We start from the raw sequence: 21653 nt of genomic DNA on the forward strand, positions 1-21653 counted from the left end.
GGCCTCACCCCATATGAATATGTCTGCAAAATATGGTCCGAGCAGCCAAAACGGTTTATCAGAGAACCGCACCATCAAAACGAGGGACTAAACAGCTAGGGCTGAATCCGCGTGAATCTCTGAAGCCCCTCCACTTCAGGGGAGGGGTTTGGGGTGGGGCGTTGCTGCCAGACGCCGCGACTGGGGACAGGCCCCACCGGCCCCTCCACTTCAGCGGAGGGGGAAGGCCGGGCGATCGATAAAGTCAGACCGACTCTACGATCGGGAAATGCTGACCATCTGCTTGCGGTAGCCGTTGGCGAACGGCGAGGGGATCCGCATCGGCGCGTGCAGTGGCGTCACCACCATCTGCCGGTTCAGGATTTCCTCGATCAGGATGTAAAGCTGCAATTCGGCGAGCCTTGCCCCGACGCAGCGATGGATGCCGAAACCGAACGCAAGGTGGCGGCGCGCGTTCGGGCGGGTCACGTCGAAGCGATCGGCGTCGGTGAATACGGCCTCGTCGCGGTTCGCGCTGTTGTACCACAGCACGACCTTGTCGCCCGCGCGGATGGCCTTGCCGCCGATTTCGGTGTCTTCCGTCGCCGTGCGCCGCATGTGCGACAGCGGCGTCTGCCAGCGGACGAGTTCGGAAACGGCGTTCACCACCAGCCCGCGATCCGCGTCCAGCAGCGCGCGGTTTTCCGGAAACGCCTCCAGCGCCACCACGAGCCCGGTCATCGAATTGCGCGTGGTGTCGGTGCCCCCGATCACCAGCAGCATCAGATTGCCGCAGAATTCCTGAGGCCTCAGGTTGGACATCGCGTCGGAATGGATCATCCGCGAAAGCAGGTCGGGCGCCAGCCCCGCATGCCGCCGCTCTTCCCAAAGCCGCCCGAAATAATCGACCATCTGCTGCAGGATGCGTTGCCGCTTGCGGCGCAGCGCCGGGCTCACGGCGGCACGGAAATCGCCTGCCCAGTTCGCCCAAGTCGCCAGCAACCGCCTGTCTTCCCAGGGAAAGTCAAACAGCGTCGCGAGCATCTGCGTGGTGAGTTCGGTCGAAACCCGGTCGACCCAGTCGAAAGGTTCGCCCACCGGCAGGCTGTCGAGCAGCGCGATGGTCCGCGCGCGGATCGCGGCGGAATGGTCGGTCAGCGCGCTTGGGCTGAATGCGGGGGAAACCGTGCGCCGCATCGCGGTGTGTTCCGGCCGGTCCATCGCGATGAACATCGGCAGCTGGATATCGGGATCATCGTGCAGGATCGTGATGCCGCCGTGTGTCCATGACGACGAGAACAGCTGCGGCAGCGCCTCGACATGCGAAATATCGGCATGGCGCGTGATGGACCAGTAAGGTCCGTAAAAGCTTTCGGGACAGTAATGCACGGGATCGTCGCGCCGCAAACGCGCGAAAACCTCAGGCCAGCGGCCCTCGCCGTACAGATCATTCGCCGTAACATCGATCGCATCTGATTCAGGATGCGATGCGGCGGCCAAGCCTCTCATGTCAACAGACCCCCGGTTCTGCCGCTACCCCAGCAGGTTACGGACTGTTCTTACCATGTCCATAAAAAAACGTCATCTATGTGACGGTGGATGCTGTGCGCGCACGTGCCGCAGTGTGTCAGCTTTGCCGCACGATCTCCAGCCACGCGGCCTCGTCGATCACCTCGACGCCCAGATCGGCCGCCTTCTTGAGCTTCGACCCCGCCCCCGGCCCGGCCACGACAAGATCGGTCTTGGCCGAAACCGAACCGGCAACCTTGGCGCCGAGGGCCAGCGCCTGCGCCTTCGCCTCGTCGCGCGACACGGCCACAAGCGTTCCTGTGAACACCACCGTCTTGCCGCTGACGCGCGATTCCCGCGTCTCGAACACGACATCGGCGGGGGACACTTCGTTCAGCAGCGCGGAAACAGCCTCGGCATTGTGCGGCTCTGAGAAAAAATCCACGAGCGCAAGCGCCACTTCCGGCCCGACCCCCGGCGTTTCGATAAGCGCCGCTAGCGCCTTGCCCACGCGCGCGCGGAATTTGTCCTCGGTCTCGCCCACCACGGGCGAAAGTTCGGCGCGCCCTACAAGCGCCCGGTCGATCATGGCGGAAAACCCGGCCCAGCTCACATAGCGCCGCGCCAGATCGCGCGCCGTCACCTCGCCGACATGCCGGATGCCGAGCGCATTCAGAAACCGGTCGAGCGGCGGCGCGCGGCGCGCATCGATGGCGGCGACAAGGTTCGCAACCGACTGCTCGCCCCATCCGTCCCGCGTTTTCAGTGCGTCGGCGTGCGTGTGCAGCCTGAAAATATCCGCAGGCGACTGCAGTATCCCTTCGGCGAACAGCTCCGCAATGCTCTTCTCGCCCAGTCCCTCGATATCGAGCGCGCGCCGCGACACGAAGTGCCGAAGCCGCTCCACCCGCTGCGCCGGGCAGATCAGTCCGCCCGTGCAGCGATAGTCCACCTCACCCGGCTCGCGCTCCGCCGCCGATCCGCACTCGGGGCAGGCATGGGGAAACACGAACGCCGCGCGCTCTTCATCGCGCGTCAGGTTCTCGACGATCTGCGGAATCACGTCCCCCGCCCGCTGGATGCGCACGCGGTCGCCGGGCCGCGCGCCCAGCCGTTCGATCTCGTCGGCATTGTGCAGCGTCACGTTCGAAACGATCACGCCCCCCACGCCCACGGGCACGAGCCGTCCCACCGGCGTCAGCTTGCCCGTGCGCCCCACCTGGATGTCGATGGCTTCCAGCGTCGTTTCGGCCTGCTCGGCGGGAAACTTGTGCGCCAGCCCCCAGCGCGGCGCGCGCGCCACGAAGCCGAGCCGTTCCTGCCAGTCGAGACGGTTCACCTTGTAGACGACGCCGTCGATATCGTAGCCGAGATCGGCGCGCGCGTGTTCGATCCGCCGGTAATGTTCCAGCGCGCCCTCCGCGCCGTCCACCAGCGCGAGCAGCGGGTCGACCGGAATCCCCCACCCCGCGATCGCCTGCATCACCGCCATCTGCGTGTCGGCGGGAAGCTGCGCCACCTCCCCCCATCCGTGCGCGAGAAAGCGCAGCGGCCTTGCGGCGGTGATCGACGCATCCTTCTGCCGCAGCGAGCCCGCCGCCGCGTTGCGCGGGTTCGCGAAGATCTTGCCGCCCGACCGCTCCTGCTCCGCATTCAGCGCGAGGAAATCGGCCTTCGACATGTACACCTCGCCGCGCACCTCGAACACGGGCGTGTCGATCGGCAGCCGCTGCGGAATGTCGGTGATCGTGCAGACGTTCGCGGTCACATCCTCGCCCACGCTGCCGTCGCCGCGCGTCGCCGCCTGCACGAAAACCCCGCGCTCATAGCGCAGCGAGCACGAAAGCCCGTCGATCTTGGGCTCCGCCGTCAGCGCCACCGGCTCGGCATCGAGCCGCAGATAGCGCCGGATGCGACCGATGAAATCCTCCACCTCCTCGGCGCTGAACGCATTCTCGAGGCTCAGCATCGCCTTGGCGTGTGTGACCTTGGAAAACGCGCCCGCCGGCGCCGCGCCGACGCTGCGCGACGGGCTGTCCGCCCGCACCAACTCCGGGAAAGCCGCTTCGATCGCTTCGTTGCGCTTTTCCAGCGCATCGAATTCGGCGTCGCTGATCTCCGGGTCGTCGTGTTCGTAATAGGCGCGCCGGTGCCGGGCGATCTCCTTGGCCAGATGCGCGAGTTCCGCCGCCGCTTCGGCCTCGGTCAGGTCTTCGATACGCGTCACGCCAACAGTCTTTCCGCCTGCGCCCGCGCCTCGTCGGTAATCTCGGCGCCCGAGAGCATCCGCGCGATCTCCTCGCGCCGCGCTCCGGCATCAAGGCGCACCACCGCCGTGCGTGCCTCGCTGCCGTCCGAAGCCTTTACGATGCGGAACTGCTGCGCCCCGCGCGCCGCCACCTGCGGGCTGTGCGTCACGACGAGCACCTGCGCGCGCTCGGCAAGCCGCGCCAGCCGCTCGCCGATCGCGCTCGCCGTCGCGCCGCCCACGCCCCGGTCGATCTCGTCGAAGATAAGCGTGCCCTGCCCCCGCGTTTCGGAAAGCGCCACCTTCAGCGCCAGCATGAAGCGCGAAAGCTCGCCGCCGCTGGCGATCTTCACCAGCGGCCCGAACGGCGCGCCGGGGTTCGTCGAAATCTCGAACTCCGCGCGGTCCGTCCCCGCCTCCGACCACTGCGTCTCGGGCAGCGCGTCCACCACCGTGCGAAACTTCGCGGCTTCCAGCTTCAGCGGCGGCAGTTCCCCCGCCATCGCGCGATCGAGCCGTTCGGCCGCCGCCCGCCGCGCCGTGCCAAGCGCGTCTGCGGCCGCAAGAAATGCCGCGCGCGCCGACGCGACCTTGCGCTCCAGCCCGGCAAGCCCGGCCTCACCCGCCGCAATCGCGGCGGCGCGGGCCTCGAACTCGGCGGCAAGATCGGCGAGCCGGTCCGGCTCCACGCGGTGCTTGCGCGCGATCCCGCGCAGTTCGAACAGGCGGCTCTCGACATCATCGAGTTCGCCCGGCTCGAACCACATCGCCTCGCGCGCGGCGCGCAGGTGGTCCTCCGCCTCCCCCGCCTCGGCAAGCGCCCGGTCGAGCGCGGCGAGTATTTCGGCCAGCAGCGGGTGCTCGCCCGCCACGCGGTCCAGCCGCCGCGCGGCGGTGCGCAGCTGCGCAAGCCCGCCCTTGCTGCCGTCCAGATCGCCGCTGATCGCGTCGAGGTCTTCGGAGAGCTTCTGCCCCTTCAGCATGTCGCTGCGCCGCGCCGCCAGCGCCTGTTCCTCGCCCGGCTCGGGTCTCAGCGCGCGCAGCTCCGCGACGGCGTGTTCCAGAAACTCCCGGTCGCGCTCGTCGCGCTCCACGTTTTCCCGCGCCGCAGCGAGCTCGGCTTCGGTCTCCCGCCATGCCCGGTAGGTTTCGCCGCACGCGGCCGTATCGATCCCGGCGAAGGCATCCAGAAGCGCGCGGTGCCCCTTGGGGTTCAACAGCCCCCGCTCATCGTGCTGTCCGTGGATTTCGATCAGCGTGCCGCCGACATCGCGCAGAAGCTGCGCGCTCACCGACTGGTCGTTGACGAACGCCCGGCTGCCGCCGTCGCTGCGCACGATGCGGCGCAGCACGATCTCCCCGCCGTCCGTTTCGATCCCCTGCTCGCCGAGCAGCGCGAAGGCCTCGTGCCCCGCGCCCACGCTGAACACCGCCGTCACCTGCGCCTGGCCCGCGCCCGCACGCACGAGCCCGGTGTCGCCGCGCGCACCGAGCGCGAGGCCGAGACTGTCGAGCAGAATGGATTTGCCGGCGCCGGTTTCACCCGTGAGCACACCGAGACCTTCGCCGAAATCGAGCGAAAGCTGTTCGATAAGGACGACGTTGCGGATTTCCAGCGCGGCCAGCACGCCAGACGCCTCAGCCCGTGGTGTTGCGTTCGACGAGCGCGAAGCTGCGCTCGTACCACTTCGATCCGGGATAGTTGTACCCGAGCGCCGCTGCCGTCTTGCGGGCCTCTTCACGCAGGCCGAGCGCGAGATACACCTCCACGAGCCGGTGCATCGCCTCGGGCGTGTGACTCGTGATGTCGTACGTGTCGACCACGTTGCGGAAGCGCGAGGCTGCGGCGATGAACTGGCGGCGCTGCTGGTAAAAGCGGCCGATTTCCATTTCCTTGCCCGCAAGGTGATCGCGTGCGAGGTCGATCTTCATCCGCGCGTCCGCCGCATAGGGTGATTCGGGGAAGCGGCGCGTGACTTCGGTCAGCGCGGAGAGCGCCTGATCAGTGATTTTCTGGTCGCGCTGCACGTTGGCGATCTGCTCGTAATAGCTGATCGCGATCAGATAATAGGCGTAGGCGGCATCCTTGTTGCCCGGGTGCAGCGACAGGAAGCGCTGCGAAGACAGGATCGCCTGCTGGTAGTCGCGCGCCAGATAATAGGAAAAACCGCTCATCAACTGAGCGCGGCGCGCCCAGGTCGAATAAGGATGCTGGCGCTCGACCTCGTCGAAGATCAGCGCCGCCTGCTTGTACCGCCCCTTGTCGAGCGTATCCTTGCCGAAGTTGTAGAGCGTCTCGACATCGCGCGCGATATAGCTGCGGTCGGAGACGTTCGGGCCCTTTCTCCCGGCACAGGCGGCAAGCGCCAGGCTCGCGGCGACGAGAAGCAGAAGGGTACGTCCGGTACGGGGCGAAGCTGTCATGCGGCACTCCTTAACCGGTCGCGAACGGTGCGCCAAGCGCTGATGGGTTGGCATGCGCAGGATACTGACGCTATCAGCATGTCGCTGTGCTGAACGTCCTGACTTTCTCTTCGCTGTACCCCAACGCCGTGCAGACGAATTTCGGCGGTTTCGTCGAGCGCCAGACCGTGCGGCTGGCCGCGCGCGGCGATGTCGATCTCAAGGTTCTGGCGCCCGTCGGCATGTTCCTGCCGATCGGTCCCTATGCGGCGCTGACCCGCGTTCCGGCCCGGGGCGAACAGGGCGGCGTAGAGGTGTTCTGGCCGCGTTTCCCGCTGCTCCCCGCGATCGGATGGCGCTTCAACCCCGCGCTCGCCTACCGCGCGGCGCGCCGCGTTCTGCACACTCTCATCGCAGACGGGTTCCGGCCCGATGTGATCGACTGCGAATTTTTCTGGCCCGACGGCCCCGCCGCCGTGCGGCTGGGCCGTGCCTTCGGGATCCCGGTGTCGATCAAGGCGCGCGGGTCGGATATCCGCCTCTGGGGCGCGAAGCCTGCCGCCCGGCGGATGATGGTGGAGGCCGCGCGCGCTGCCGACGGCCTGCTCGCGGTTTCCGAATCGCTGAAGGCCGACATGGCCGCGATGGGGATTCCGCCCGAAAAGATTCGCGTCCACCGCACGGGCATCGAGCTTGATCGTTTCCGCCCCGTCGAGCGCACGCCCGCGAAGGCCGCGCTCGGCGTTTCAGGGCCGCTGCTGCTCGCCGTCGGCAATCTTGTCGCGCTCAAGCGTTTCGATCTCGTCATCGGCGCGGCGGAAGCCTTGCCCGAAACCACGCTGCTCATTGCCGGAGAGGGCCGCGAGCGGCGGAAGCTCGAAGCGATGATCGCCGAGCGCGGCCTTTCGCAGCGGGTGAAGCTGCTCGGCGGCGTGCATCATACCGACATGCCCGCTCTGATGGCTGCGGCGGACGTTTTCGTCCACGCCGCGTCGAGCGAAGGCCTCGCGAACGTCTGGGTCGAAGCGCTGGCGAGCGGCACCCCCGTCGTCACCGCGAACGTCGGCGCCGCCGCCGAGGTTATCGACCGCCCCGAGGCCGGAACGCTGATCGAAGATGCGCGCGCCCCCGTGTTCGCCGAGGCGATCCGCGCGCTGCTCGCAGCGCCGCCCGCGCCGGACGCCGTGCGCGCGTCGGCGCTGCGCTTCGACTGGCAGACCAATACCGATACGCTCCACGCGCACCTGCTCGGCCTCGTGTCAGGCGCCGAGTCCAAGAAGTAGCGCGCCCACAAGGCGGCCTTCGCCTGCAAGCACGTTATAGGTCCGCGCGGCATGCTGCGAGGTCATCACGTCAACCCCCGCCCCCTTCGCGGCGAGCGCATCGAGCAGCACCTGATCGGGCCAGCGCAGAGCTGCGCCCGTGCCCACGAGCAGAATCTCCCGCGCCGGATCGAGTGCGAGCAGCGGCCCGAAAGCATCGAGGTCGAGCGTATCGCCCGCGTCCTGAACGCCGCCCGGCCAGATCAGAATGCTTGCGGCGCGCGCTTCCCCGGCGACGACAAACCTGCCGCCCCGGATCGCGTCTATGCGGTGGACGCCGCGCGGTCCGGTCTGCAGTTCCAGCGCCACCGGCTAATGGTCCGCCGCTCAGCCGTTGCCTGTGCGTTCGGCGCCCGCTGCGGCGTTGGCGACTTCCGGTGCCACGAATGTATTGGGGCTGACCCCCATCCAAAGCAGCAATGGCCCGGCGATGTAGATCGACGAGAACGTCCCGATGAAGATGCCGAGCAACATCGCCACGCTGAACCCGAACAGCACGTCGCCGCCCCAGATTACCAGCGCGCCGAGCGCCAGAATCATCGTCACGGAGGTCATCGTCGTGCGGGCCAGCATTTCGTTGATCGACAGGTCGAGCAGAGGAACAATGTCCATCTTGCGGTATTTCCGCAGATTTTCGCGAATCCGGTCATAGTTCACAATCGTGTCGTTCAGCGAATACCCGATGATCGTCAGAATGGCTGCGACGGTGTTCAGGTTGAACTCGAGCTGCGTCCAGGCGAAAAAGCCGATCGTCAGGAACACGTCGTGGATAAGCGAGACCAGCCCCCCCACGCCGAACTGCCATTCGAACCGGAACCAGATATAGGCCGCGACGGCGAGCATCGCGAGACCTGCGGCCAGCGTGCCGTCGCGCACGAGTTCGCCGGAAACCTTGCCCGAAACCGTTTCCACGCGGCGGAAGTTCGCATCCGGGTAATCGCCTGAAATCGACTGCTGCACGCTGGTCACGACCCGCTGCACGGCCTCATCGTCCTCGCCCTCGGGCAGCGGCAGACGGATCGAAACGATCTCGGGGGCGCCGAACTCCTGAATGCTGCCCTCCCCGATGCCGAGGCTGTTCACCTTCCCGCGCAGATCATCGAGATCGGCGGGCTGCTCGAAGCCCACCTCGATCATCAGCCCCCCGGCGAAATCGACGCCGAAATTGAGGCCTTTGGCGAAGAACACCCCCACCGAGGCGACCAGCAGCGCGGCGGAGATGCCGACCGCCCAGAACCGCCATTTCATGAACGGCAGGTTCGTATTGTCCGGAATCATCTTGAACAGGCGCATGAGAGACTCCGTCAGATCGTGATCGAGGCAGGCCGGGCGCGGCGCAGCCACAGCACGACCATCAGGCGCGTGACCGTCACCGCCGTGAACACCGACGTTATGATGCCGATCGTGAGAACCACCGCGAAGCCCTTGATCGGGCCGGAACCGAGCCACATCATGATGACCGCCGCGATCACGTTGGTGATGTTGGCGTCCCAGATCGTGCCGCTCGCCATCTTGTAGCCGTTCTCGATCGCCTGGCGGACACGCACGCCCTTTCGAAGCTCCTCGCGGATACGTTCGTTGATGAGCACGTTCGCGTCGACCGTCGCGCCGATCGTCAGCACGAAGCCGGCGATGCCCGGCAGCGTCAGCGTCGCGCCCATAAGCGACATCACGGCGATGATGAGGAACACGTTCAGCACCAGCGCGATATTCGCGTAGAAGCCGAAACGGCCGTAGGTGATGAGCATGAAGCCGACCACCGCGGCAACCGCGATGATGGATGCGATGGTTCCCGAGCGGATCGAATCAGCGCCGAGATCCGGCCCGACCGTACGCTCCTCGACCACCTTCAGTTCCACCGGCAGCTTGCCCGATCTCAGCAGGATCGCGAGTTCATTTGAACTTTCCGCGTTGAAACTGCCGGAAATGACGCCCGAACCGCCGAGGATCGGCTCGTTGATGTTCGGCGCGCTGATGACCCGGTTGTCGAGCACGATCGCGAAGGGTTTGCCGACATTTTCCTGCGTGACGCGCGCAAAACGGCGCGAGCCGGTGCTGTCGAAGCGGAAGCTGACCACCCATTGGCCCTGCTGCAGCGTCTGCTGCGCGTCGATCAGCTGGTCGCCGGTTATGATCGCGCGGCGCTTCACCGCGATCGGCTGGCCCGTGTCCGACATCGGAAGTATCTGGCTGCCTGCGGGCGCGCGGCCCGCCGCGATGTCCGAGGGGTCGGCATCGAAATCGACGAGCTTGAACTCCAGCTGCGCGGTCTTGCCGAGCAGTTCCTTCAGCGCCGAAGGATCCTGAAGGCCCGGCACCTGCACCACGATTCGCTCGGCGCCCTGCCGGATGATCGTGGGTTCGCGCGTGCCGAGTTCGTCGATGCGGCGGCGAATCACCTCGACGGCCTGCGTCATCGCGCTGTTCATCGCCTGCACGCGCCCGGCCGAAGTTTGCGTCAGCACGATCCGGTTGCCGTCCGCCACCTCGACATTGAAACTGCGCTGCCCGGTCACCCCGATCGGCAGCGAAAGATTGCGCAGCAAATCGACCGCGCGGTCTACTTCATCAACATTGCGGACAAGAAAACTGACCCGCCCGCCCCGATTGCTGACATCGCCGACCGTGATCGCGCCGCCTTCGGCACGCCGCAGTTCGGAAAGCGCGTCATCCTCCATCTTGTCGAGATTGGCGCGCGCCAGCGTGTCGGCGTTCGCCTCCAGCAGGATGTGACTCCCGCCGCGAAGATCAAGGCCCAGGTTCATCCGGGCGGAGGGCGCCCAGTCGGGCCAGGCATCCACCTGCTTTTCGGAAAAGAAATTCGGCAACGAGAAGATCACGCCCGCAACGAGCACGGCGATGATCGACCAGATCTTCACCTTGGAAAATTCAAGCATGGCGCGGTTTCAACCTTCAGGCGGCCGTGTCGTTGGCAGGCTTGCCGGCTCCGACGGTGCGCACCTCCGACAGCGTCGATTTGACCACCCGCACCTTCGTGGAGGGTGCAAGCTCGACCTCGACCTCATCGTCGGTCACTTTCGCGACCTTGCCGATCAGGCCGCCCGCGGTCACGACCGTGTCGCCCTTCTTGACGTTCGCGACCATTTCGCGGTGCTGCTTGAGCCTGCGCTGTTGCGGACGGATGAGCAGGAAGTAGAAGATCGGGATGATGAGCAGGAACGGCATGATGGCGTTAAGGAAAGCAGCACTGCCTCCCGGCGCCGCTCCCGCGGCTTGCGCATAGGCTGGAGAAATGAGCATTGAGACCCTTGCTTTCAAAAGCGTGTGGCTGCGATTTGGCGCGCGACTATACAAATGCAACAGCGAGACGCAATGAAAACGCCTGAATCTCCTGAAATCAACCTTCTGGCACGTATCGCCGATGCGATGGAACGGCTCGCACCGGCCGCGACACCGCTCACCGCTGCCTCGGACGCGCCGGCCTTCGCGTGGGACCACGGCGCGCTGAGGCCGGTCTCCGCGCTCCGCGCGCAGCCGCTGGACCGTTATGTCGGCATAGACGCGCAGCGCGACGCGCTGCTCCGTAACACCGAGCGACTGGCCAGGCGTCTGCCCGCGCACGATATCCTGCTCTGGGGCTCGCGCGGCATGGGCAAGAGCAGCCTCGTGAAATCGGCCGTCGCGCATCTGCAGGCGGCGGGCGAATCGATCGCCCTCGTCGAGATCGAGCGCGACGATATCGCGGACGTGTCGCTGCTGCTCCGCCGACTTTCAGGGCTGGACCGCGCTTTTGTGCTGTTCTGCGACGATCTCAGCTTCGATACCGACGAGCGTCAGTACCGGCGTCTGCGCTCGGTTCTGGAAGGCGGCATCGAGGCGCGGCCCGACAATTGCCGCTTCTACGTCACCTCCAACCGCCGCCACATCGTGCCGCGCGAGATGCGCGAGAACGAGCTGGCGAACAGCATAAATGCCCGCGATGTGCTTGATGACCGCCTCGCCCTCGCGGACCGTTTCGGCCTCTCGCTGGGCTTCCATGCCTGCGACCAGACCACTTATCTCGCGATGGTCGAGGCCTATGGCCGCGCATACGGCCTCAGCATCGATTCGCACGCCGCCGTCACCTGGGCGACCGGACGCGGCAGCCGATCGGGCCGTGTCGCGTGGCAGTATGTGCAGGAGGTCGCCGGTGCTGCCGGCGTTCGCCTGTCCTGAACCTCCCCTTCGATCCCGCAATCGTCAGCTCGACGATTCTCGTTCTCTCGCTGGTGCTGTTCATCAGCGAGAAGGTACGGCACGACCTTGTCGCCGTTATCGCGCTCCTGGCCGCGCTCGTGTTCGGCGTTGTCAGCCCCACGGCCGCGCTTGCAGGCTTTTCCGATCCCGCCGTGATCGCGGTTGCGGCCGTTCTTGTGGTCGGACGCGCGGTCGAACTGAGCGGCGTCGCGGCAGCGTTCACGCGCCGGGTTATTCCCGGCCAGGCGCCTTTCGCCGTGCGGCTGGTGATCGTGATGGTGGTGGGTGCCGTGCTTTCGGCCTTCATGAACAACATCGCCGCCCTCGTCATCACCATGCCGATCGCGGCGCAGGTCGCCATCGATTCGCGGCGATCCCCTTCCGCCGCGCTGATGCCGCTTGCCTTCGCCACCATCCTCGGCGGCATGACGACCCTCATCGGCACGCCTGCGAATCTCATCCTGTCGTCGATTCGTCAGAACGCGCTCGGCGAGCCGTTCAGCTTCTTCCAGATGACCCCGGTGGCAAGCTGCGTGGCGGCGGCGGGCCTGCTCTACATGGCCGTCATCGGCTGGCGCCTGCTGCCCGAATCGCGCGCGCCGGTCAGGGCGTTTGCGAATCCGTGGCGGATATTCGAACTCGATGTGCCCACGGAAACCGACGAAGCGGAACTGCGCGTGGCACTCCGCAAGGCGGGCAGCCGCCTGCTTGCCAGTTTCGACAGCGTCTTCCAGGCGATCGGCGGCGATCGGCGACGCATCCTCGTCCTCAGCCGCAAGGATCCCTGGGAACTGTCGGAGGCGACCGGCACCTACCCGATCGTGGCGCGTAATCCTGCTCCCGATGCCACGACCGTCCGGGCCGCGGTCGCCCACGGCTCTTCCTCATCGGGCAGCGGCACGACGCGGTAACATGGCGGAGCGGGCAGCAGCTCCGCGTCGTCGCTGCCGGCCCGCGCGCCGCCCAGGAGCGGCTTCCGCTCTCGGAAATGGAGATTCAGCCCGGCGACCAGCTCTTCATTCACGGCCCGGCCGACCAGCTCGGTGCGTTCATCGCCAACGCGCGGCTTCTGGAAATCGGCAGGCTCGACACGCCGCCGGTCGAAACGAGTCGCGCCATCGCGATCATCGGGATTTTCGCGGCGGCCATCGTCGGCATCGTGGCCTTCGATCTTTCGCCCGCGATCGCATTCTTCGCCGCCGCCGTCATCCTCGCCGCAACGCGGCTTATCCCCTCCACCGAAGTATACCGGTCGATCGACTGGCCGGTTGTGGTTCTGCTCGCCGCTATGATCCCGGTAGGACAAAGCCTCGAATCGACCGGCGCGGTCGCCATCATGTCCGAACAGCTCAGCAGCTGGCTCGGCGGCACGAGCGTCTTCTTCACGTTCGTGGCGATCGGCGCTGCAACGCTGCTCCTGTCCGCGCTGCTCAACAACGTGGCGACCGCGATCATCATGGGGCCGCTCGTGTTACAGATGTCGGAATATATGGGGTTCTCGCCCGATGCCGGGCTCATCATGGTGCTGATCGCCGCGTCGTCGGACTTTCTCACGCCCATCGGACACCAGAACAACTTGCTCGTCATGGCTCCGGGCGGCTATCGTTTTTCGGATTACGCGCGGATGGGTATTGGCGTTTCCATCATCGTTATCGGCGTTGCGGCCTGGTTGTTGAGTATTGGATTTGGATAACACAACCCGCACCGGGCTGAAGTCCCGCATGAATTTTCAGCTCCCACAAGTCTCGAACTTGTGGCGGCGCCAGCGTGCCTATTGGCGGCGCAATGTGGTCCGCTCGGTCGACCACGCGGAGGTCAACGCAAAGCTGGACGGCGAGGCGCACTGGTCCGCGCGCTTCGGTTTCATGCTCATCATGTCGGCGGGCATCGCCGTGCTCGGCCTGCTGCTCTCGTCTCCGGCGGTGGTCATCGGCGCCATGCTCATATCGCCGCTCATGGGCCCGATCATGGCGCTCGGCTTCAGTCTTGCGCGTTTCAATCTCGCCGAGGCGAGGCTTGCGCTCGCAACCCTTGGAATCGGTGTTGCCGCCGCCGTCGGCTTTTGCGCCCTGGTTGTTTATCTGTCGCCGCTGCAGGCGGTAACGTCCGAAATCCTTGCGCGCACGCGGCCCAACTTCTTCGATTTGCTGGTTGCGATCTTCTCGGCGCTGGCGGGCGCTTATGCGGTCATTCGCGGACGCGGCGAAACGATCGTGGGCGTGGCCATAGCGACCGCGCTCATGCCGCCCCTCGCTGTGGTCGGCTACGGCCTTGCGACACTGAACGGCACGGTGTTCTTCGGCGCGCTCGGCCTGTTCATGACCAATCTGCTCGCAATTGCGCTGAGCGCGGCGGTGATGGCCAAGATGTACGGTTTCGGCACGGCGATGTCGGATCGCTCGACGCGCGTGCAGACCATCGGCATCCTCGGGATTTTCGCCGTGCTTTCCGTGCCGCTGCTTTTCTCGCTGCACCAGATCGCACGGGAAGCCCTCGCGAGTCGGCTCACCCGCGAGATGATCGTCTCCTATTTCGGTTCCGAAGCGCGCGTGTCGCAACTTGAAATGGATTTCTCCGCCGAGCCCATCGTGGCCCGCGCCACCGTCCAGACACCGCAGCGCCGTTATGATGCCGATCAGCAGATCAGCGCGCGTCTGCGTGCGCGGCTCGATGAACCCATCGCGATCAATCTCTCGCAAATCCTTGTCGACAGCGATGCGACTCTGAAGGAACGCGAACAGCGCGAACTTGAAACCGCGAAACGCGCGCAGGGCGAATCGCTCCGCAAGGCGACAGAGGCCGACGCGCAGCAGGTCGCGGCCGAACTCGCCATCCTCGGTGCGCAGTCTCCGTCGGCGGTGAATGTCGATCTTGCGCGCCGCTTCGCCTCGATGACCGCGGAGTCGATGCCCGGTATCCGCCTTCCCGCCTGGCGTGCGCTGGAAGTGCGCGTCGCGGTGCGCCATCCGGGGTGGACCGTGATGGTGATCCCGCCGGTCGGCCAGATCCCGCTTATTCCTTTCGAAGACGGCGCTGCGGTGCTGACTCCCAAGGGGGTCGAAGCCGTGGTGGATGCGGTATGGGCGCTCAAGCGCTGGGGCATCACCACCGTCCTCGTCAACGGCCGCGTCGCAAGCGGCGAGGCCGACAGTGGCGATGAGCGCGAAAAGCTCGCGCAAGCCCGCGCCGCAGCCGTCACGGCGGCGCTAAAGGAACGCGGTATCGAGGTCGCGCCGCGAAGCGCCACCTCCGGTACGGTCCAGAGCGCGGCGGAAGACGAATATGGCCGCAGCGTGCTGCGTTCTGTCGAACTTGTTCCGGACACCCTCGCCGAACCGCCCAGCGCCGCACGTTAAGAGGGGTCAGGTGAAAAGGGGGAGACCGCGCGGCCTCCCCCCTCTCCTCGTGTCAGCCCTGCACCTTGCGGCGGCGAACAGCCGCAATGCCTGCAAGACCCAGACCGAAGAGCGCCAGCGCCGCCGGTTCCGGCACCTCCGCAGACGCGATATCGAAGCTGAAGTTGTCGTAGCTTACGCCCAGCGGATCGTCGGACCGAAGAATGATGCTGCTTATCGGACCGAAAGCCGAAAAGTTCTGCAGATTTTCATGAATCTGCGTCGCGAACAGGTCGATCATCGTGCTGCCGCCGGCGGCGAGGAAAATTTCCGCCGTCGCGACGCGCGTGCTGGTGTCGTTGACACCCCAGATCTCGAACGCAAGATTCTCCACGGCGCTGTCGAACATCACCGTCAGGTCGGCGATGCAGCCCCAGGGGTTGTCGTTCGGACAGATACGTCCGTTTCCGCCCGACGCCTGGATCACGGAAATCGTGCCCGTCGATGCAGTGAACGTGGTGTTCTCGTAAGAGAGCGAAGAATGCACGGATCCGTCGGCGAGATCGTTGAAGTCGATCGTGACGGCAGCGGCGGGAGAAGCCGCAAGCGCGATCAATGCCGCGCCCGCGAGTGAGAGAGTTTTCATGTCCTGACCTCATTGTTTGGGGTGCCGCGTTCATCGCTGGCCAAGGTGACGAGGGAATGAAAAATTAACCACGTTTTCGAGACAGGTCGTCCGCACTACAGTATCAGTCGCCGATGCGAGCAAATCGCTGGATTTTCAGTTCCGATCCGTTCACGAGTATCCTGAGCACGACTCGAAAGGGGCAGAAGTGAAGTTTATGCGATCGGCGATGGTGATCTTGCTGGCGGTTGCCGCCTGCGGGGAAAAACCGGCGACGCCTGCCGCTGAAACCCCCGTGCCGATTCGCGTGGCCGAGGTTGTCTCGGCGGACGCGGCGAATACGTTTCGTGCAGCGGGAACGGTGCGGCTGCGGCGGGAAATCGATCTCGGCTTCACGACCCCGGGCCGCGTCGCATCCATCGCCGTGGAGGAAGGCGCCCGCGTCCGTCGCGGGCAGCTTCTCGCCTCGCTCGACGCCACGATGGTGGCGGCCGATCTCAGCGCCGCGTCGGCGGAACGCACCCGCGCCGCTGCCGACCTGTCCCGCGCGAAGGAGCTCTTCGCCAAGGGGTGGGTGACGCGGGCGCGGCTTGAAAGCGCCGAGGCCGCCTATCGCGCCGCCGCCGCGACGACCTCTTCGGCCCGTTTCGCGGCGAACACCGCGCGCATTGTCGCCCCTGCCGATGGCGTGATCCTGCGCCGCTTCGCAGAGGTGAACCAGGTGGTCGACGCCGGAACGCCGGTCCTTGCCTTTGGCGATGGCCGCGACGGTTTCGTGCTTCGCGTTCCCGTTTCCGATGTGCAGGCTTCGGGCATCGTTCAGACCGGCAGTGTGCCCATCGACATCGCTGCGCTCGGTCCGGCGCCTGTCGCCGCGCGAATCATCGAGGTTGCCGGGCGTGCCGACGACCGCACGGGCACCTTCGCTGTCGAGCTTGCGCTGCCGCCGGATCCCGCGCTGCGATCCGGCCAGATCGGTCATGCCGTACTCGCGGTTCGCAGCAACGGCGGCCGGGAAAGCATGCTCGTGCCGAGCAGCGCCGTGTTCGCGGCGCGCGCGGGCGAAGCCTTCGTCTATGTGCTCGATGAAGCGGGCACGCGCGTGAAGGCGCGTCAGATCGTCACCGGTGCTGCCGGCGACAATGGTATCGCCGTGCTCAGTGGTCTCAAGGCCGGAGAGCGCGTTGCCGTCACCGGAATCAGCCGGCTCAGCGAAGGCAGTCTCGTCACGCCAACGCCCGTGCCCAAGGCATGAACCTGCCCGCCTTCGCCGTCGGCCGCTGGCAGTTGACGCTCATTCTCTTCTCGCTGCTCGCCGCGCTCGGCATCTATGCCTTCCTCACCATCCCCCGCGCCGTCGATCCGCACCTGCCGATCCCCGTGGTGCTCGTCGTCGCCTCGCAGCCCGGCGCGGATGCGCAGGACATGGAGGAGACTGTCGCCAAGCCTATCGAGGAGGTGATCCAGGGCCTCGACGGGGTCATCTACGTCGAATCGACATCGAAGGACGGCTCGGCGGTCGTCACGGCCGAGTTCGCGTGGGGCGGCGATCCTGAACACCATTTCGACGAGGTCGTCCGCGAGGTCGGCGCGATCCGCGACCGCCTGCCTTCGAGCATCGCCAGCCTCGAATATCTGAAGGTGCGCACCAGCGATGCCGCCGTCGTCCAGCTCGCGCTAGTCAGCGAAACCGCATCGTGGCGCCGTATGGAAAAATACGCGACCGACCTTTCGGAGCGGCTGACCCGGGTGGACGGTGTGCGCACCACCGCGATCTACGGCCTGCCCAGCCCCGAAGTGCGCATCGCCATCGACAGCGGCCGCCTCGCCCAGCTTCACATTCCGCCCTCCGCGCTCCTGGACGCGCTTCAGCGCAGCGGCATCGATCTTCCCGCGGGGGCCGTGCATTCGGGTGAGCAGCGGCTCAATCTCGATGCCGGTGGCGCATACCGCGATCTTGCCGAAATCCGCGCGATTCCGATCCGTGCGGAAGACGGCACGCTGGTCCGCGTCGGCGATGTCGCGGACGTGGCCTGGTCGACTGCGGAACACACGCACATCACGCGCTTCAACGGCAAGCGCGCCGTGTTCGTCACGGCGATGCAGAAGGAAAACGGCAACGTCCTGGCGCTGCGGAAGCTGCTGGAAACATCGCTTGCGGATGCGCGCAAACAGCTTCCGCCCGACGTGAAGCTCGAACTCGGGTTCGATCAGTCGCGCGACATCCGCAACCGGCTCGATACGCTGGCGCGCGATTTCGCCATCGCGCTCGGCCTCGTGCTCATCACGCTGCTGCCGCTCGGGCCACGCGCCTCGATGATCGTGATGATCTCGATTCCGCTCAGCCTCGCGACGGGCGTGCTGCTGCTCTACGTGTTCGATTTCTCGCTGAACCAGCTCTCCGTTTCCGGCTTCATCCTCGCGCTCGGCCTCATCGTCGATGATTCGATCGTCGTGACGGAGAATATCTCGCGGCATCTTCGCATGGGCATGGATCGCACCGCCGCCGCGCTTTCAGGCACGAAGGAGATCGCCGCCGCCGTGTTCGGATCGACCGGCGTTCTGCTCTTCGCCTTCCTGCCGCTCGTGTTTCTTCCCGGCGGTGCGGGCGAGTTCACGCGGTCGCTGCCGCTTGCCGTCATCTATACGGTCGCGGCCTCGCTCGTCGTGTCACTCACGATCATCCCGTTTCTCGCGAGCCGCGTGCTGCGCCGCGACGACGACCCCGAAGGCAATCCGATCCTCAAGGCGCTGACGCGCGGCATTCACCGTCTGTACGCGCCTGTGCTCCACTACGCGCTCGAAAAGCCGGGCCGCACGCTGGCGGTTTCGATGGCGCTTTGCATCGGTGCGCTGGGGCTTATCCCGATCGCGGGCTGGCAGCTGTTTCCGGCATCGGATGCGCCGTATTTCATGGTCGAGGTCGAAGCGCCCGAAGGCACCAGCGTCGCGGCGACCGATCGCATCATCCGCAGGATCTCGGCCGAAATCGCCAAGGAAGACAGCGTCACCGCCTATATGGAGAACGTGGGCGCGGGCAATCCTCAGGTCTATTACAACGTCCGTTCGCTGACCGAGGAATCGCGCAAAGGGGCGGTTTTCGTGGTGCTCGACAAATGGACCGCGCGCGATGGCGATGCCATGCTCGATCGCCTGCGCGCGAAATTCACCGACGACCCCGACGCGCGCATCACCGTGCGCAAGTTCGAAAACGGCCCGCCGATCGACGCCCCCATCGCGATCCGCATCAGCGGGCCCGATAACAGCGTGCTCAAGATGATCGCGGGCGAGGTCACGAAAATCGTCCGCGCCACCCCCGGCACGCGCGATATCGACAACCCGCTCGCCGTCGATCGTGTCGATCTCGATCTCGGCCTTGATGTCGATAAGGCCGCGCTGCTCGGCGTCGCGCCCGGGGAGCCGCGCCGCGCGCTGCGCCTTGCGATCGCGGGCGAGCGCGCCGCGAGCTTCCGCGATGAGGAGGGCGACTCCTATCCCGTCGTGGTCCGCCTGCCGATGGAAGATCGCCAGCCCGTTTCGGCGCTGCAATCCGTCTACGTCGCGTCCGCGAACGGCGGCGCGATACCGCTTGCCGAGATCGCCGAACCGCAACTCAAGAGCGTACCCCCGCGCATCGATCGTTTTCAGCTGGAGCGCAATGTCGCCGTCACGGCATGGACCCAGGCCGGCTTCCTCACGTCGCGCGTCAACAAGGATGTCGTCGAGCGTCTGCAGACGCTCACCCTGCCCCAGGGCTATGCCCTCGGCGTCGGCGGCGAGGCGGAGGCAAGCGCCGAGAGCTTCGACGGAATCGGCAGCATTCTGCTGCTCGCGGTCTTCAGCATCGCTGCGGTTCTCGTCGCGGAATTCGGCCGCTTCCGCGAGGTCGCCGTCGTCGCCGGGGTCATTCCGCTCGGCATGTTCGGCGGCATCATCGCGCTGCTCCTCACCGGCTATCCGATGAGCTACATGGGCATCATCGGCTTCGTCGCGCTGATCGGTATCGAGATCAAGAATTCGATCCTGCTCGTCGATTTCACCACGCAGCTTCGCGAGCGCGGGCTCGGCCTGCGCGAGGCGATCGAGCAGGCCGGCGAGATCCGTTTCCTGCCGGTGCTGCTCACCTCGGTAACGGCGATCGGCGGGCTGTTGCCGCTCGCGCTCGGCGGTTCGGCGCTCTATTCGCCGCTCGCGTGGGTGATTATCGGCGGGCTGATCTCATCGACGCTGCTCAGCCGTATCGTCACGCCGGTCATGTACCTGCTGATCGTCAGGCGCCGGGAAGATGAAGGCGTGCCTGCGGTCAGCTCTTCAGCCGGTAGCCCGTCCTGAAGATCCACCAGACGACGGCGAGGCAGAGCGCCAGGAAGCCGAACATCGCCGCAAGGCTCAGTTCGATGCCGACGTCGCCCTCCCCGAAGAAGCTCCAGCGAAACCCGCTCATCAGATAGACGATCGGGTTGAAGAGCGTCGCCGTGCGCCATGCGGCGGGCAGCATGTCGATCGAATAAAAGGCCCCGCCCAGGAATGTGAGCGGCATCACCACGAGCAGCGGAATGATTTGAAGCTGCTCGAAGTTTTTCGCCCAGATGCCGATGATGAAGCCGAACAGGCAGAACGTCACCGCCAGCAGCATCATGAACAGGATCATCCAGACCGGGTGCATGATATCGATATCAACGAACAGGTTCGCCGTCGCCAATATCACGAACCCCAGGATCACCGATTTCGTCGCCGCCGCCCCCACATAAGCAAGCACGATCTCGAATGCGGAGATCGGCGCGGACAGCAGTTCATAGATCGTTCCCGCCCACTTGGGCATGTAGATCCCGAACGAGGCGTTGGAGATGCTTTCGGTCAGCATCGTCAGGAGCATCAGTCCCGGCACGATGAACGCAGCGTAAGGCACCGTGCCCACCTCCTGCATCCGCGAACCGATCGCCGATCCGAACACGATGAAGTAAAGCGTCGTCGTGATGACGGGGGTGATAAGGCTCGTCCAGATCGTCCGGCAGAATCGCGCCAGCTCGAACTTGTAGATCGCCCACACGGCATGGCGGTTGAAGATCACGACACCGCCTCCTGCCGGTCACTGACCAGGCCCACGAAAATATCCTCCAGCGAGCTTTGCTGCGTATTCAGATCCTTGAAGGCGAGGCCGATGTCGCTCATCCGCCGGAGCAGCGAGGGCACGCCCGTGCGCTCGGCATTCGCATCGAATTCGTAAGCGATCTCGTTTCCGTCCGCCTTCAGCGTCAGGTTCCATTCGCCGAGTTCGGGCGGCAGCACCGCGAGCGGTTCGGCGAGGTTCAGCGTCAGCGTCTTGCGACCGAGCTTCTTCATCAGCACCGCGGTCTCCTCGACGAGGATAAGCGCGCCCTTGTTGATCACGCCGACGCGGTCGGCCATCTCCTCGGCTTCCTCGATATAGTGGGTCGTCAGGATGATGGTGACGCCGCGTTCACGAAGTCCGCGCACCAGGCTCCACATGTCGCGGCGCAGCTCGACATCGACGCCAGCGGTGGGCTCGTCGAGAAACAGGATTTCCGGCTCGTGACTAAGCGCCTTCGCGATCATCACGCGGCGTTTCATTCCGCCCGAAAGCTCCATGATCTTCGAACTGCGTTTTTCCCACAGCGAAAGGTCTTTCAGGATTCGTTCGATCAGCGCGGGGTCCGGCGCCCGCCCGAACATGCCCCGGCTCAGGCTTACCGTGGCGAGCACCGTTTCAAAGGCGTCGGTGTGAAGTTCCTGGGGCACCAGCCCGATCTTCATGCGCGCGGCGCGGTAGTCGCGCCGGATATCGTGCCCGTCGGCGATCACCGTTCCCGTCGTCGGGGTCACGATTCCGCAAACGATCGAGATCAGCGTCGTCTTGCCCGCGCCGTTCGGCCCGAGCAGCGCGAAAATCTCGCCCTTGCGGATTTCAAGATCGACGGACTTCAGCGCGGTAAAGCCGCCGGCGTAGGTTTTGGAAAGGCCGGAAATGGAAAGCACGGTCATGCGCGGTGTTTATACAGTTTTGCGGGAACGCA

General features: G+C 65.6%; 18 protein-coding genes. 7 read left to right on the forward strand and 11 right to left on the reverse strand.

Features of this window, described 5'->3' with window-relative positions; translation table 11 throughout:
* Positions 1-255: 255 nt before the first annotated feature.
* From GGQ98_RS11830 to GGQ98_RS11845, 4 genes are all read right to left on the reverse strand, one after another.
* Positions 256-1488: a cytochrome P450 gene (locus GGQ98_RS11830; protein WP_184069748.1), complete on the reverse strand. Its 1233-nt coding sequence runs from the start codon at positions 1486-1488 to the stop codon at positions 256-258.
* Between the two features lie 118 nt (positions 1489-1606).
* A complete protein-coding gene (gene ligA, locus GGQ98_RS11835) occupies positions 1607-3715 on the reverse strand; it encodes an NAD-dependent DNA ligase LigA (protein WP_184069750.1) in 2109 nt (702 codons plus the stop codon).
* Complete coding sequence (gene recN, locus GGQ98_RS11840) at positions 3712-5364, reverse strand: DNA repair protein RecN (protein ID WP_184069752.1); 1653 nt, start codon at positions 5362-5364, stop codon at positions 3712-3714. The genes ligA and recN overlap by 4 nt, the downstream gene beginning before the upstream one ends.
* 10 nt (positions 5365-5374) lie before the next feature.
* Complete coding sequence (locus tag GGQ98_RS11845; protein WP_184069754.1) at positions 5375-6160, reverse strand: outer membrane protein assembly factor BamD; 786 nt, start codon at positions 6158-6160, stop codon at positions 5375-5377.
* Between the two features lie 86 nt (positions 6161-6246).
* Here GGQ98_RS11845 and GGQ98_RS11850 point away from each other — a divergent pair, with 86 nt between their 5' ends.
* A complete protein-coding gene (locus tag GGQ98_RS11850) occupies positions 6247-7422 on the forward strand; it encodes a glycosyltransferase (protein ID WP_184069756.1) in 1176 nt (391 codons plus the stop codon).
* On the opposite strand, the gene GGQ98_RS11855 is transcribed toward GGQ98_RS11850, so the two are convergent.
* The 4 genes from GGQ98_RS11855 to yajC are packed head-to-tail and all read right to left on the reverse strand — an operon-like array spanning position 7399 to position 10722.
* Positions 7399-7770 (reverse strand): MTH938/NDUFAF3 family protein, encoded by a 372-nt coding sequence (locus GGQ98_RS11855; protein WP_184069758.1) that lies wholly within the window; start codon positions 7768-7770, stop codon positions 7399-7401. The genes GGQ98_RS11850 and GGQ98_RS11855 overlap by 24 nt on opposite strands.
* A gap of 18 nt (positions 7771-7788) precedes the next feature.
* Positions 7789-8754 (reverse strand): protein translocase subunit SecF, encoded by a 966-nt coding sequence (gene secF, locus GGQ98_RS11860; RefSeq protein WP_184069760.1) that lies wholly within the window; start codon positions 8752-8754, stop codon positions 7789-7791.
* Positions 8755-8765: 11 nt separating this feature from the next.
* On the reverse strand, positions 8766-10358 hold the full coding sequence (gene secD / locus GGQ98_RS11865; RefSeq protein WP_184069762.1) for a protein translocase subunit SecD: 1593 nt from the start codon (positions 10356-10358) through the stop codon (positions 8766-8768).
* 16 nt (positions 10359-10374) lie between these two features.
* A complete protein-coding gene (gene yajC / locus GGQ98_RS11870) occupies positions 10375-10722 on the reverse strand; it encodes a preprotein translocase subunit YajC (protein WP_184069764.1) in 348 nt (115 codons plus the stop codon).
* Positions 10723-10794: 72 nt separating this feature from the next.
* Here yajC and GGQ98_RS11875 point away from each other — a divergent pair, with 72 nt between their 5' ends.
* The 4 genes from GGQ98_RS11875 (at position 10795) to GGQ98_RS11885 (ending at position 15014) form a co-directional block, all read left to right on the forward strand.
* Positions 10795-11637, forward strand: a complete 843-nt coding sequence (locus tag GGQ98_RS11875; RefSeq protein ID WP_184069766.1) for an ATP-binding protein — start codon at positions 10795-10797, stop codon at positions 11635-11637.
* Entirely contained in the window at positions 11586-12569 is a 984-nt protein-coding gene (locus GGQ98_RS18160) for an SLC13 family permease (RefSeq protein WP_207791382.1), read from the forward strand. Before GGQ98_RS11875 ends, GGQ98_RS18160 begins: the two co-directional genes overlap by 52 nt.
* A 77-nt stretch (positions 12570-12646) precedes the next feature.
* Positions 12647-13351 (forward strand): SLC13 family permease, encoded by a 705-nt coding sequence (locus tag GGQ98_RS18165; protein WP_207791383.1) that lies wholly within the window; start codon positions 12647-12649, stop codon positions 13349-13351.
* A gap of 28 nt (positions 13352-13379) precedes the next feature.
* On the forward strand, positions 13380-15014 hold the full coding sequence (locus GGQ98_RS11885) for a DUF389 domain-containing protein (protein ID WP_184069768.1): 1635 nt from the start codon (positions 13380-13382) through the stop codon (positions 15012-15014).
* 52 nt (positions 15015-15066) lie between these two features.
* On the opposite strand, the gene GGQ98_RS11890 is transcribed toward GGQ98_RS11885, so the two are convergent.
* Positions 15067-15639, reverse strand: a complete 573-nt coding sequence (locus GGQ98_RS11890; protein WP_184069770.1) for a PEP-CTERM sorting domain-containing protein — start codon at positions 15637-15639, stop codon at positions 15067-15069.
* A 208-nt stretch (positions 15640-15847) separates the two neighbouring features.
* On the opposite strand from GGQ98_RS11890, the gene GGQ98_RS11895 reads away from it, so the two are divergent.
* Both GGQ98_RS11895 and GGQ98_RS11900 read left to right on the forward strand, forming a co-directional pair.
* Positions 15848-16873, forward strand: coding sequence for an efflux RND transporter periplasmic adaptor subunit (locus GGQ98_RS11895; RefSeq protein ID WP_184069772.1), 1026 nt, complete (start codon positions 15848-15850; stop codon positions 16871-16873).
* Complete coding sequence (locus tag GGQ98_RS11900) at positions 16870-19950, forward strand: efflux RND transporter permease subunit (protein WP_184069774.1); 3081 nt, start codon at positions 16870-16872, stop codon at positions 19948-19950. The genes GGQ98_RS11895 and GGQ98_RS11900 overlap by 4 nt, the downstream gene beginning before the upstream one ends.
* On the opposite strand, the gene GGQ98_RS11905 is transcribed toward GGQ98_RS11900, so the two are convergent.
* Both GGQ98_RS11905 and GGQ98_RS11910 read right to left on the reverse strand, forming a co-directional pair.
* The gene (locus GGQ98_RS11905; RefSeq protein WP_184069776.1) at positions 19922-20689 is read right to left on the reverse strand and encodes an ABC transporter permease; all 768 of its coding nucleotides are present in this window, start codon (positions 20687-20689) and stop codon (positions 19922-19924) included. The genes GGQ98_RS11900 and GGQ98_RS11905 overlap by 29 nt on opposite strands.
* A complete protein-coding gene (locus tag GGQ98_RS11910; RefSeq protein WP_184069778.1) occupies positions 20686-21621 on the reverse strand; it encodes an ABC transporter ATP-binding protein in 936 nt (311 codons plus the stop codon). Before GGQ98_RS11910 ends, GGQ98_RS11905 begins: the two co-directional genes overlap by 4 nt.
* Positions 21622-21653: the final 32 nt, after the last annotated feature.

It is taken from the genome of Sphingosinicella soli, assembly GCF_014199685.1.
Lineage (GTDB): Bacteria > Pseudomonadota > Alphaproteobacteria > Sphingomonadales > Sphingomonadaceae > Sphingosinicella > Sphingosinicella soli.